12 protein-coding genes, 1 tRNA gene and 1 other RNA gene are annotated in these 11,326 nt (G+C 74.5%); 8 read left to right on the forward strand and 6 right to left on the reverse strand.

What is annotated here, in order from left to right:
- Nucleotides 1-32: 32 nt before the first annotated feature.
- Nucleotides 33-647, reverse strand: coding sequence for a hypothetical protein (locus ACGFZ2_RS26275; protein WP_393457839.1), 615 nt, complete (start codon nt 645-647; stop codon nt 33-35).
- Between the two features lie 144 nt (nt 648-791).
- Nucleotides 792-1,799, reverse strand: a complete 1,008-nt coding sequence (locus ACGFZ2_RS26280; RefSeq protein WP_393457842.1) for a helix-turn-helix transcriptional regulator — start codon at nt 1,797-1,799, stop codon at nt 792-794.
- 62 nt (nt 1,800-1,861) lie between these two features.
- Here ACGFZ2_RS26280 and ACGFZ2_RS26285 point away from each other — a divergent pair, with 62 nt between their 5' ends.
- Together ACGFZ2_RS26285 and ACGFZ2_RS26290 are read left to right on the forward strand one after the other, a co-directional pair.
- The gene (locus ACGFZ2_RS26285; RefSeq protein ID WP_393457845.1) at nt 1,862-2,272 is read left to right on the forward strand and encodes a VOC family protein; all 411 of its coding nucleotides are present in this window, start codon (nt 1,862-1,864) and stop codon (nt 2,270-2,272) included.
- Nucleotides 2,273-2,277: 5 nt separating this feature from the next.
- Nucleotides 2,278-2,844, forward strand: a complete 567-nt coding sequence (locus tag ACGFZ2_RS26290) for a YdeI family protein (RefSeq protein WP_393457848.1) — start codon at nt 2,278-2,280, stop codon at nt 2,842-2,844.
- A gap of 141 nt (nt 2,845-2,985) precedes the next feature.
- Here the strand turns inward: ACGFZ2_RS26290 and ACGFZ2_RS26295 are convergent, their stop codons facing one another.
- Together ACGFZ2_RS26295 and ACGFZ2_RS26300 are read right to left on the reverse strand one after the other, a co-directional pair.
- A complete protein-coding gene (locus ACGFZ2_RS26295) occupies nt 2,986-3,177 on the reverse strand; it encodes a DUF397 domain-containing protein (RefSeq protein ID WP_357456327.1) in 192 nt (63 codons plus the stop codon).
- Nucleotides 3,168-3,935 (reverse strand): Scr1 family TA system antitoxin-like transcriptional regulator, encoded by a 768-nt coding sequence (locus ACGFZ2_RS26300; protein ID WP_393457851.1) that lies wholly within the window; start codon nt 3,933-3,935, stop codon nt 3,168-3,170. The genes ACGFZ2_RS26295 and ACGFZ2_RS26300 overlap by 10 nt, the downstream gene beginning before the upstream one ends.
- A 494-nt stretch (nt 3,936-4,429) precedes the next feature.
- Between ACGFZ2_RS26300 and ACGFZ2_RS26305 the strand changes: the two genes are divergently transcribed.
- Nucleotides 4,430-4,678 carry a flavin reductase gene (locus tag ACGFZ2_RS26305; protein WP_393457854.1) on the forward strand — a complete coding sequence of 83 codons (249 nt, stop codon included), beginning with the start codon at nt 4,430-4,432 and terminating at the stop codon, nt 4,676-4,678.
- Between the two features lie 30 nt (nt 4,679-4,708).
- Here ACGFZ2_RS26305 and ACGFZ2_RS26310 read toward each other — a convergent pair whose 3' ends face one another.
- The gene (locus ACGFZ2_RS26310) at nt 4,709-5,503 is read right to left on the reverse strand and encodes a sulfite exporter TauE/SafE family protein (protein WP_393457857.1); all 795 of its coding nucleotides are present in this window, start codon (nt 5,501-5,503) and stop codon (nt 4,709-4,711) included.
- Nucleotides 5,504-6,009: 506 nt separating this feature from the next.
- Between ACGFZ2_RS26310 and ACGFZ2_RS26315 the strand changes: the two genes are divergently transcribed.
- Nucleotides 6,010-7,182: a glycosyl hydrolase family 28-related protein gene (locus tag ACGFZ2_RS26315; RefSeq protein WP_393457860.1), complete on the forward strand. Its 1,173-nt coding sequence runs from the start codon at nt 6,010-6,012 to the stop codon at nt 7,180-7,182.
- Between the two features lie 60 nt (nt 7,183-7,242).
- On the opposite strand, the gene ACGFZ2_RS26320 is transcribed toward ACGFZ2_RS26315, so the two are convergent.
- Nucleotides 7,243-7,327 (reverse strand) — tRNA-Ser (locus ACGFZ2_RS26320).
- Between the two features lie 82 nt (nt 7,328-7,409).
- Between ACGFZ2_RS26320 and ffs the strand changes: the two genes are divergently transcribed.
- The 4 genes from ffs to recR all read left to right on the forward strand — a co-directional run bounded on the left by ffs (nt 7,410) and on the right by recR (nt 11,306).
- Nucleotides 7,410-7,500: signal recognition particle sRNA small type (gene ffs, locus ACGFZ2_RS26325), an RNA gene on the forward strand.
- A 108-nt stretch (nt 7,501-7,608) separates the two neighbouring features.
- Complete coding sequence (locus tag ACGFZ2_RS26330; protein WP_393457863.1) at nt 7,609-10,275, forward strand: DNA polymerase III subunit gamma and tau; 2,667 nt, start codon at nt 7,609-7,611, stop codon at nt 10,273-10,275.
- 121 nt (nt 10,276-10,396) lie between these two features.
- A complete protein-coding gene (locus tag ACGFZ2_RS26335; RefSeq protein WP_218106165.1) occupies nt 10,397-10,705 on the forward strand; it encodes a YbaB/EbfC family nucleoid-associated protein in 309 nt (102 codons plus the stop codon).
- 7 nt (nt 10,706-10,712) lie between these two features.
- A complete protein-coding gene (gene recR / locus ACGFZ2_RS26340; RefSeq protein WP_350683348.1) occupies nt 10,713-11,306 on the forward strand; it encodes a recombination mediator RecR in 594 nt (197 codons plus the stop codon).
- Nucleotides 11,307-11,326 lie beyond the last annotated feature (20 nt).

Here is an 11,326-nt window from a genome sequence, read left to right on the forward strand (position 1 = left end):
CAGCGTCGCGATGAAGACGAATTGTCGCAATTTCATAGAATCCCCCAGTCCCCAACGGGGCCGGGGCGCTCAGGTTGCTGGTCGTTTCCAGATTGCCGGCTTTCCCACTCCTCGGCCAGCTCGTCCCAGTAGTCGGCGCTCAGCCGCCGGCGGCCGTGCGCGAGCCACCCGGCGGTGCTCCGCTCGACGTGCAGGCCCAGCTCGGCGAACGGGTCGATCCACGCCCCGGGCTCCGCGCCGAGCCGGACGAGCGCGGCGTTGAGCGGCCACTCCGCCCGCGGCCCGTCGAGGTGGCCGTCGACGCGCGGACCCCAGCTCACCCCGCCACCAAGCCACACCACGGCCGACTGGTAGCCGACGCCGCCAGCGAACTCCGCCTCCACATAGGCCACCGGACCCGACCGTGACCAGCGCGCGAGGACCCCGGCGAGGGCCGCCGAGAGCACCAGGTGGAACGGCTCCTCCGGCGACCGTTCCGCCACCGAGTAGTCGGGCAGCGCCCCGGTCAGCTCCTCGACCAGTTGCGAGGTGACCGGCAGCAGTGCGAAATCCTGACGCAGCTCGCCGAGGACCGCGTGGTCGAGGTCGGGGGTCTGCTCGCGGAGCAACTCGGCGTCCGCGACGACCGCACTGAGCTGGTAACCCATCGGAGCCCTCCGCCGTCCACAGCCTGTGGATGGAACATGTGTACGACGGAACCGGCTCCGCCACCAACCACCGCACGCTACCCGCCCATCCCCGCCGCCGTGGGGACCGTCGACCCCCGCGATCTTGCACTTTCGGCCCCCGTTTCAGGCGGAATGCGCGCCTTCGCCCGGGCGCGAAGTGCGAGATCGCCGGGGTGGGTGGGGGAGGGCGGCGAGGTAGCGGGTGGCGAGGGTGTGGAGGAGGTCGTGGAGTTCGGGGGGAGCCAGGACCGTGAACGGGACGTCGAACTTGCTCAGGTACGTGGCCAGGTCGTGCAGCGAGTCGGTGCCGGTGACCAGCTCGCACGTCGCGTCGTCGATCGGGATGATCTCGCCGGAGGTGGGGGTGCTCCGCTCGGCCACCACGGCGGCCGGCGCGTGGAAACGGATGCGCGCCTGGTACGCCCAGACCCGCGAGCGGACGCCGCGCAGCACGTGCGCCGCCGCGTCGCCGCCCGGCGGCTCGCGCGGCACGAACCGTGGCCCGGCCGGCGGCAGCGGACGCACCCGGTCGGCGCGGAACGTGCGCCAGTCCCGCCGGTCCGTGTCCCAGGCCAGCAGGTACCAGCGGCGGCCCGTGTAGACGAGGGTGTGCGGCTCGACGTCGCGCACGCTGGTGCTCCCGTCGTGGCCGGCGTACTCGAACCGCAGCCGTTCGTGCCGGTGGGCCGCCGCCGCGACGGTGGTCAGCGTGTCGGCGTCGACGGTCGGCCCGCCACCGGCCGCCGAGACCGTGGTGGTGCGCAGGGCGTCGACGCGCGGGCGCAGCCGCGCCGGCAGGGTCCGTTCGAGCTTGGTCAGCGCCCGCAGCGACACGTCCTCGATGCCGGTGACCGAGCCCGCCGCGGCCGCCCGCAGACCGACCGCGACCGCCACCGCCTCGTCGTCGTCGAGCAGCAGCGGCGGCAGCGCGGTGCCGGCGCCGAGGCGGTAGCCGCCGGCCGGGCCGGTGGTCGAGTCCACCTGGTAGCCGAGCTGCCGGAGTCGGTCGACGTCGTTGCGGACGGTCCGGGTGGTGACCGCCAACCGGGCCGCCAGGTCGGCGCCGGACCAGCCGCGCCGCTGCTGGAGCAGCGAGAGGAGCCGCAGGAGCCGTACCGAGGTTTCCAGCATTTTCCCGATTCTGCCCGAGGTTGAGGAAGCTGACGTTCCTCAACCCGTCCTAGCGTGAGGTCATGACGGAGACACCGAGACTGCGCGGCATGGCCAACGTCAGCTACTGGGCGGCGGACTGGCCGGCGGCCAAGGGCTGGTACACGGAACTGATCGGCTTCGAGCCGTACTTCCTGCGCGACGGCTACGCGGAATGGCGCCTCGGCGACCACCAGGACGAGCTTGGCCTCATCGACAGCCGCTACCGGCCGCCGGGCGCGACGTCCGGGCCGGGCGGCGTCGTCCTGTACTGGCACGTCGACGACGTGCACGGCATGTTCGCGCGGCTGCTCGCTCTGGGGGCCACCGCCCACGAGCCGCCGCAGGACCGGGGCAGCGGCTTCGTGACCGCCACCGTGGTCGACCCGTTCGGCAACCTGCTGGGCGTCATGTACAACCCGCACCACGTCGAGATCCTCGCCGGGCAGGGCTGACGATCGTGGACGAGGTCGAGATAATCCGGTGCGCGGACGCCGACGAGTGGGACGGGTGGCTCGCCGCGCACGCCGGCACCCGGTCCGAAGCCTGGCTGGCGATTCCCCGCAAGGGCTCGGGTGCGGTCGCCATGAGCGCGGCGCAGGCCGGCGACGTCGCCATCTGCCACGGCTGGATCGACAGCCACCGCCGCCGCCTGGACGCGACGCACTTCCTCCAGCGCTACTCGCCGCGCCGGCCGGGCAGCCCCTGGTCGCGGATCAACGTCGACCGCGTGGCCGCCCTGGAGGCGGCCGGCCGGATGCGCCCCGCCGGCCGCGCGCAGGTCGACGCCGCGAAGGCCGACGGCCGATGGGCGTACGCCCCGCAGCGCAGCGCCGCCGTACCCGAGGATCTCGTCGCGGCGCTCGCGGACAGCGACCGTGCCCGCGTGGCGTTCGAGGCCCTGAGCCGCAGCGACCGGTACGGAATCTTCCTGCCGCTGCTCAAGGCGCGCACGCCGGCCGGGCGGGCCGGCGCGCTGCGGCGGGCGCGGGCGACCCTGGAGGCCGCCACGGTGCCGGCGGAGTGACCCCAGGTCGTCCGGGGCGGTGGAGTCTCCCCGCCGCCCCGGACGCGACCCGGGTCACCGCCGCTCGGTTACCGCTGCTCGGTTACCGCTGCTCGGTTACCGCTGCTCGGTTACCGCCGCTTTGGTCACACCGCCGCTCGGTCAGGGGCGCTCGGCGATCCGGCTGACGAACGCGCGCCACGCCGCCGGCGGGAAAGCGAGCGCCGGGCCGGCCGGGTCCTTCGAGTCGCGCACGGCGACGACGCCGGGCAGGTTGTCGGCGACCTCGACGCAGTTGCCGCCGTTGCCGCTGCTGCGGCTGCTCTTGCGCCACCGCGCGCCATTCAGCTCCATGTCTCCGCCACTTCCGTGATGAGATCGACAGACTGCCAGTGGGTCAGCGCCTCGCCGCGCACGTTCTCCCACGCAGCCATCATGGCCGCGATGTCCGCGGGGTCGCTAACCACTTGGCCCTGGAGTTGGTTGTCGAGGTAGCCGGCGATCCGGTGGTCGTGGCTGTTGGCGATGACGAACGGCCCGTTCAGCCCCGCGTAGGCGCCCACTGACGACGGCACGACGTGCACCCGGACGTGCGGCTCGGCGCAGGCGGTGACCAGGGCCCGGAGCTGGTCGCGCATGGTGGCCCGGCCGCCGACCGGCCGGCGCAGCACCGCCTCGTCGACGACGGCCGTGAACAGCGGTGGCTCGTCCTGCCGGAGGATGCCCTGCCGGGCGAGCCGGGACGCCAGGTGCCGCTCGACGTCGCCCCGGGGGAACAGGCCCCCGCCGGTCAGCACGGCACGGGCGTACGCCTCGGTCTGGAGCAGCCCGGGCAGCACCACCGACTCGTACGACCGCAGCGACACCGCCTCGCGCTCGATCTCCTGCCACGGACGGAACCAGATCGGGTCACGACGTCTCGAAGTGTCCGGCCAGATGTCCGACACGTCCCGGTGGAGGGCCTCCGCCGCCGCCAACCGATGTCGCGGATGCGGGATGCGGTCCTCCGTCAGCCAGCGCCCCACCGTCTTCGGGTCGACGCCGACCTTCTCGGCGAGGGACTCGGTCGTGTGCCCGGTGTCGCTGAGCGCGACCCGCAGCGCGTCGTTCACGGGCTCCTCCCATCGGATGTCCCAAATATCTGGCGACCATACATTTACGCGGTGTATCTGTCTGCTCACCACCGGCAAGTTGGGGTGACGAAGGCGGCGCGGCCGGTGGAGGCGAGGAAGCCCGGCGGTCGCGCCAGTCGTGGGGCCGCCCCGGCGGGGAGGGCGGGGCGGCCCCCTCCAGCCAGCCCGCTCGTCGCGTTCCTCGTCGCGCTCCCGGAGGAGGCCCCGCCCGTGCCCACCCGCCAGCCGCCCGGCCCGGCACCGTTGCCCGTCCGGCCCGATGCCGTCGCCGGTCAATGCCAGCCGACCCCGCCCGCGCCTCGCCGGGAGCCTGCGCTTGACCGGGCCATGCTGATCTCCGCCGGCCCCGAGCCGGCCGGATCGACGGCGCGACCCGCGCAACCGCCGAACCACCCGGTCACGGTCGTCGCCGATCCGTCCGGGCCGAGCACCGGTGGCCCAGGGGCCGCCGAGGCAGCGGGGGCGACCCGGCCGTGAGTCGACGCCGCGAGCACGTCCCGACCCGGCCCACCTGGCGCTGCCGGGCGTGCGGCATCGCCTGGCCCTGCTCGGCGGCGAAGCTGCGGCTGCTCGGCGAGTACCGCCACGACCGCGTCGCGCTCACCGTCTACCTGGCGACCCTCCAGGCCGAGGCCGCCGAGCAACTCGCCGAACTGGACCACGGCGTCAACCCCGCCGACCTGGCCGACCGCTTCGTCTCGTGGACCCGGGCGCGCGGATGACCGGCCAGGCCCACGGCGGGCGGTGCCGGCTCAGGCCAGCAGGTTGACCAGGGCGGCGAGCCCGACGACCACGATCGCGGCGCGCAGCGCCGCCGGCGGCAGCCGACGCCCCCACCGGCCGCCGACCAGGCCACCCACCACGGAACCCACGGCGATGAGCAGGGCCGGCTGCCAGGCCACCGTGCCCAGGGCGATGAACAGGACCGCCGCGACCCCGTTCACCAGGCCGGCGAGCAGGTTCTTGACCCCGTTGACCCAGCGCAGGTCGGTGGAGAGCAGCACCCCGAGCAGCCCCAGCAGCAGCACACCCTGGGCGGCGCCGAAATAGCCGCCGTACACCCCCGTGGCGAACACACCGAGGAGCAGGAGCGGCCCGACGTGCCGGACCTCCCCGTCGGCGGGCGGCGGCGCGTCCGCCCGGCCCTGCCGCCGGCGGGCCAGCGCCCGGGCCAGTTGCGGCTGCACCACCACCAGCACCAGCGCCAGCCCGATCAGCGCCGGCACGATGGCCCGGAACGCCCCCGGCGGCAGCCGCAGCAGCAGTACGCCCCCGGTGATCCCCCCGAGCACGCTCGCGACGCCCAACCGTGCCAGCAGCCGGCCGTGCCCGGCAAGGTCACGGCGATAGGCGTACGCCCCGGAGAACGACCCCGGCACCAGCCCGACCGTGTTCGACACGTTCGCCACCACTGGTGGATAGCCCAGGGACAGCAGGACCGGGAAGGTCACCAGCGTGCCCGAGCCCACCACCGCGTTGATGGCACCGGCCGCGACCCCGGCGGCCAGCACCGCCAGCATCTCGGCGGCGTTCAACATCGTGTTCATCTGTGTCCGCGCCTTCCCCGGGCCGGTCGTCGCCCTCAGGTCGCCGCCGCCCGGATATCTCGCTGTCGAATGCGGCTGCCAGCGTATGGTTCCGGCCCTGCCGGTTGATCGACCTGCGTCGGAGATCACCTCTCGACCAGCCGAGTCGGGCCAGGCGCGTCCGCGTCACCCCCCGGATGCCGTGATGGTGTCCACACGGGCCCGCCCGAGAACCCGGACGGGGCGGGTTGGCCGCGGTGGCGGTGGCCGCGCCGTGCGGGCGGCTGCCGAGTCCCGAGAACCGCCCGCAGGGGACAGCCGGATCGGCCACCAGTTGCGATGATGACCGCCGATGCGGCGCGGGATCCGTCGCCGCCACGGGGGATCGACACAGACGGAGAGACTTGGCGGCTCGGCGCATGCCGGGCTGCCCGTCGACCTGTCCGCTTCCTCCGTGCGACGACGGGCCCCGACGCCGCACCTCGTTCCGCCCCGGCGGCCGAGGGTCAACCAGCTCAGGAGGAAGCATGCAGGACAACCGTTCCGGCCGTCGTCATCTGCTCCGGGCCGCGATGGTCGGCGCGGGCGCCGCCGTCGCCGCGCCCGCGCTGGGCAGCGTCACCCCCGCACAGGCCGTCGCACTCGCGTCCACCGGCGCGATCCCGTGGGTCGGTCCCGCAGGCTCCGGCGCCACCTACGAGGTGGATCCGACCGCCGGCGCCCAGGCCGCCATCAACACCGCGCTGGGCAGCAGCAGCCAACGGGCCGTCTACGTCGCGCCCGGCACCTACACGGTCAAGGCCCCGGTGGTGCTCGACGACAAGCACGCGCTGATCGGCGCCGGCCCGCTGGTTACGATCCTGCGCGCCGGCTCGGGCTTCAGCGGGGCGGCGCTGGTCGTCAACCCGTGGTCCGGCACGTACGCCGGCTCCTCCCGCCAGTGCGTGACCGACATCGGGCTCGACGCGGCGAACATCGTGGCGAACGGGATCAACTTCCAGATGAACGCCACCCCGTCCACGTACGGGCCGGACCCGGCACCGTGGTTCACCCGGGTCTTCGTCACCCGCACCACCGGCGACGGCATCTACCTCGGCGGCACCTACTCGGGCGGGCAGCGCGAGTTCAAGCTGACCGACTGCCGGGTCGAGCACGCGGACGGCTGGGCCTACAACATCCAGTCCTCCGACGGTTTCGTCAGCGGCTGTTCCGCCCAGGGTGGTGCCGCCGGCGGCTACCTGATCAGCGGCGGCAACCTCAAGGTCTGGGGCAGCAAGGCGTACGGCACCGGTACCGCGACGACGCCGGGTCCCGCCTTCCGCATCGAGTCCGCCCGCGCCACGCTGGTGGGCTGCGAGGCCCAGGACAGCGCGGGCAACGGGTTCGAGATCGCCGCCCCGAACTGCACGCTCTCCGGCTGCACCGCCGACTCGACGGGGACCGGCAGCAGTGACCAGCACTCGGCCGGCTTCCACATCGCCGCCTCGGCCGTCAGCGTGGAGGGCGGCTCGTTCCAGCGGGCCGGCGGCGGCGGAAAGTGGATCGTCGGCGGCGCGGGCATGCGGACGGCGCTCTACCTGGCCGATGGGGCCGACTACCTCTCCGTACGGCTGGTCACCGGCGGGGCCCGGGAGACGCCGTTCCAGCGCCTGATCACCGGGATGGCGGGCTCCCACTCGTCGATCTCGGTCATCGGCTGATATCGGGGGACGTACACGACGAAGGGCCGGCCCCTCGTGGGACCGGCCCTTCGTCGACGGCGGAGGATACGAGATTCGAACTCGTGAGGGTGTGAACCCAACACGCTTTCCAAGCGTGCGCCCTAGGCCTCTAGGCGAATCCTCCGCAGAAGAGGATACAGGTCCCCGGCGGGTCGGCCACCCCACCACCCCCTGAAGATCGACCGCCGGTCGGGTAGGCTTGGCGGTACCCCCCGTGCGGCGTGTATCTCGTGAACCTCCCCAGGGCCGGAAGGCAGCAAGGATAAGCGGGCTCTGACGGGTGCACGGGGGGCCTTTCTGTCTCCGGGCGCCGGTAACGTCCCTGCGGGTCAGGTCACCGGCGGGGTGGGTGGTCACCCGCGGCTGACCGGCGCAGAATGGCTCGGTCGAGAGGAGGCGGGACGGGTGGCACTGGCGCTCTACCGCAAGTACCGGCCACGCACCTTCGCCGAGGTCATCGGGCAGGAGCACGTCACCGAGCCGCTGTCGCAGGCGCTGCGCAGCGGGCGGCTGAACCACGCGTACCTCTTCTCCGGCCCCCGGGGCTGCGGCAAGACCTCCAGCGCCCGGATCCTGGCCCGGTCCCTCAACTGTGAGCAGGGTCCCACCCCGGAGCCGTGCGGGCAGTGCGAGTCGTGCCGCTCGCTGGCCACCGACGGCGCCGGGTCGATCGACGTCATCGAGATCGACGCGGCCAGCCACGGTGGCGTCGATGACGCCCGCGAGCTGCGCGAGAAGGCGTTCTTCGCGCCGGCCCGCAGCCGCTTCAAGATCTATGTCATCGACGAGGCGCACATGGTCTCGTCGGCCGGCTTCAACGCCCTGCTCAAGCTGGTCGAGGAGCCGCCGGAGTACGTCAAGTTCATCTTCGCGACCACCGAGCCGGAGAAGGTCCTCGGCACGATCAAGTCGCGGACCCACCACTACCCGTTCCGGCTGATGCCGCCGAAGGTGCTCCGGCCCTACCTGGAGCAGCTCTGCGAGGCGGAGGGCGTGGCGGTCGAGCCGGCGGTATTCCCGCTGGTGGTGCGCGCGGGCGGCGGCAGCGCCCGGGACAGTCTCTCCGTGCTCGACCAGCTCATCGCCGGGGCCGGGCCGGAGGGGGTCACCTACCCCCGCGCCGCCGCGCTGCTCGGTGTCACCGACGCCGCCCTGATCGACGAGATGTGCGACGCGCTGGCCGCCGGCGACGGGGCGGCCGCGTACGCGACCGTCGACCGGGTGGCCGAGGCCGGGCACGACCCGCGCCGGTTCGCCTCCGACCTGTTGGAGCGGCTGCGCGACCTGATCGTGCTCCAGCAGGTGCCGGACGCCGCCGCCAAGGGCCTGATCGACGGCCCGACGGACCAGATCGAGCGGATGGCCGCCCAGGCCCAGCGGCTCGGCCCGGGCACCCTGTCCCGCTGCGCCGACATCGTGCACAACGGCCTGGTGGAGATGCGCGGCACCACCGCCCCCCGGCTGCTGCTGGAGCTGATCTGCGCCCGGATGCTGCTGCCCGGCGCCGACGACACCACCGGCGGCCTGCTCCAGCGCCTGGAGCGCCTGGAGCGCCGGCTCACCCTCGCCGGCACCGACGCGCCGCCGGCCGCCGCCGGCCCCGCGCCGGCCGCCCCGGCTCCGGTACGCCCCGACACTCCCACCGCGACCGCGGCTGCCGCCGCGCCCGACCCGGGGCCCGCCGGCCCGCCGGCGGCTGCCGCCGCACCGTCCGGTGTCGCCGCCGCCCGCGCTGCGGCCGGGGCCGCCACCGGTTCCCCGTCGGCGGAGGCGGTCCCGGGTGCCGCGGACCCGGTGGGTGCGACCGCCGGTGGCCCGCCCGCCGATGCTCCCACCCGCCGTCCGGTGCCGCCCTCGGCGGTGATGCCCGACCCGGCCACCCCGGAGCCGCCCCGCCCCGGCGCGGCTCCGGCGGGCGCGCTGGACGCCGTCGCGGTGCGCCGGGTCTGGCCGGACATCGTCGCCAAGGTCAACCGGATCAAGAAGCCGGCCGCCGCGCTGATGCGCGACGCAGTGGTCCGCGACGTGGACGGCGACACCCTGGTGCTGACCGTCAAGTCGCCGGTGCTCGCGCAGATGATGGGCAACCACACCTCGGTGCTGGCCGAGGTGCTGTACGAGGAGTTCGGCAGCCGCTGGCAGATCCGCTGCGAGGTGGCCGGCGAGCGGGGTGGCGCGTCGCTCGGTGGCCCGTCCCGGCCCGCCGCTCCGGCCCGCCCGGCCTCCCCGCCCCCGGCCGCCCCCGTCCACCAAGCCCCGGGCGGCGCCGGCCCGTCCGGCAACGGCGCGGGCGGCGGCATGTCCGGCGGCCCGAGTGGTCCGAGCGGCCCGAGCGGTGCAACCGGCGGGCCCGATGGCGTGGCCGGTGGGCCTCGTGGCGGCGCGGGCGGCCAGGGCGGGCCGACCCGTCCGGCGTCCGGCGCGGGTGCGGCGCGGGGCGGCAACACGTCCGCCGACGACGCCGGGGACTGGCCCGAGGCGGCCCGGCCCGGCGGCGCGGCCGGCGGGGGCGAGGACTGGCCCGAGCCGGCCCGCCCGGGTGGCGCGGCCGGGGGCGCCGACGACTGGCCGGAACCGGCCCGGCCGGGTGGCACGTCGGGAACCACGTCGACGGCCACCTCGACGGCGGGCGCGGCGACGACCACCGCACCGGCGGGCAGCGCGTCGGTGACCGCCGCGCCGGCCGTACCGCAGCCGGCCGGTCCCTCGGCGGCGCCGCAGCAGGCCGCGCCCGCCGGTCCCCCGGTGAGCAGCGCGATCGCGGCGGCGCGGGCGGCTGCGGCGGGACGCGGTCCGCGGCCCGCCCAGGCGGCCCGGAAGACCGCGGACGCCGACTGGGCCGGCGAGCCGCCGTACGACCCGGACTTCGACGGGCCGGTGCGCGGCGGCGGGGGACGCCCCGGCGGCGCCCAGCCGGCGAGCCCGACCTACGAGGGCTTCGACCCGGGCGACGAGCCGCTGGACGAGGTGCTCGACGAGAAGACCGCGCGGGAGTCCAGCGAGGAGCAGGCGGTACGGCTGCTGCGCGAGGCGTTCGGCGCCGAGAAGATCGACGAGGTGGACGCCCGGTAGGGCAAGGCCGGGCGGGGAAGCACCGGGCGGGGCGAGGCCGCTTCCAGCGGATAGGCTGAGCGGCGGCCGAGCAGACGAGTGCGAGAAGGAGCCATCCGTGCGCCCAGGTGGACAGCCGAACATGCAGCAGATGCTGAAGCAGGCGCAGAAGATGCAGCAGCAGATCGCCAAGGCCCAGGCCGAGCTGGCCGAGGCCGAGCTGACCGGCACCGCCGGGGGCGGCCTGGTGACCGCGACCGTCGCCGGCACCGGGGAGCTCAAGGCGATCAAGATCGACCCCAAGGCGGTCGACCCGGAGGACGTGGAGACCCTGGAGGACCTGGTCGTCGCGGCGATGCACAACGCCGCCGAGGCGGCCCGGGAGCTGACCGAGAAGAAGATGGGCCCGGTCACCGGCGGCATGGGCGGCCTCGGCCTGCCCGGTTTCTGAGCGGCAGATGTACGAAGGTGCCATCCAGGACCTGATCGACGAGCTGGGGCGGCTGCCGGGCGTCGGCCCGAAGAGCGCGCAGCGGATCGCCTTCCACGTCCTGTCGGCCGACCCGGCCGACGTCAACCGGCTGGCCGGCGCGCTGCGCAAGGTCAAGGAGCTGGTGCGGTTCTGCACCAGCTGCTACAACGTGGCCGAGTCCGACCAGTGCCGGATCTGCCGCGACCCGCGCCGCACCGATGAGGTGCTCTGCGTGGTCGAGGAGCCGAAGGACGTGGTCGCGATCGAGCGGACCGGTGAGTTCCGGGGCCGCTACCACGTGCTCGGCGGGGCGATCAACCCGCTGGAGGGCATCGGGCCCGACAACCTGCGCATCCGCGAGCTGATGACCCGCCTGGGCGGGGGCGCGGTGCGGGAGCTGATCCTGGCCACGGACCCGAACACCGAGGGCGAGGCCACCGCCACCTACCTGGCGTTGATGGTCAAGCCGATGGGCATCGCGGTGACCCGGTTGGCGAGCGGCCTGCCGGTCGGCGGCGACCTGGAGTACGCCGACGAGATCACCCTCGGCCGGGCCTTCGAGGGGCGCCGCGCCGTCTGATCCGCCGATCGTGGCCGGCA

The sequence above is a fragment of the Micromonospora sp. NPDC048063 genome (genome assembly GCF_043202855.1).
Taxonomy (GTDB): domain Bacteria; phylum Actinomycetota; class Actinomycetes; order Mycobacteriales; family Micromonosporaceae; genus Micromonospora.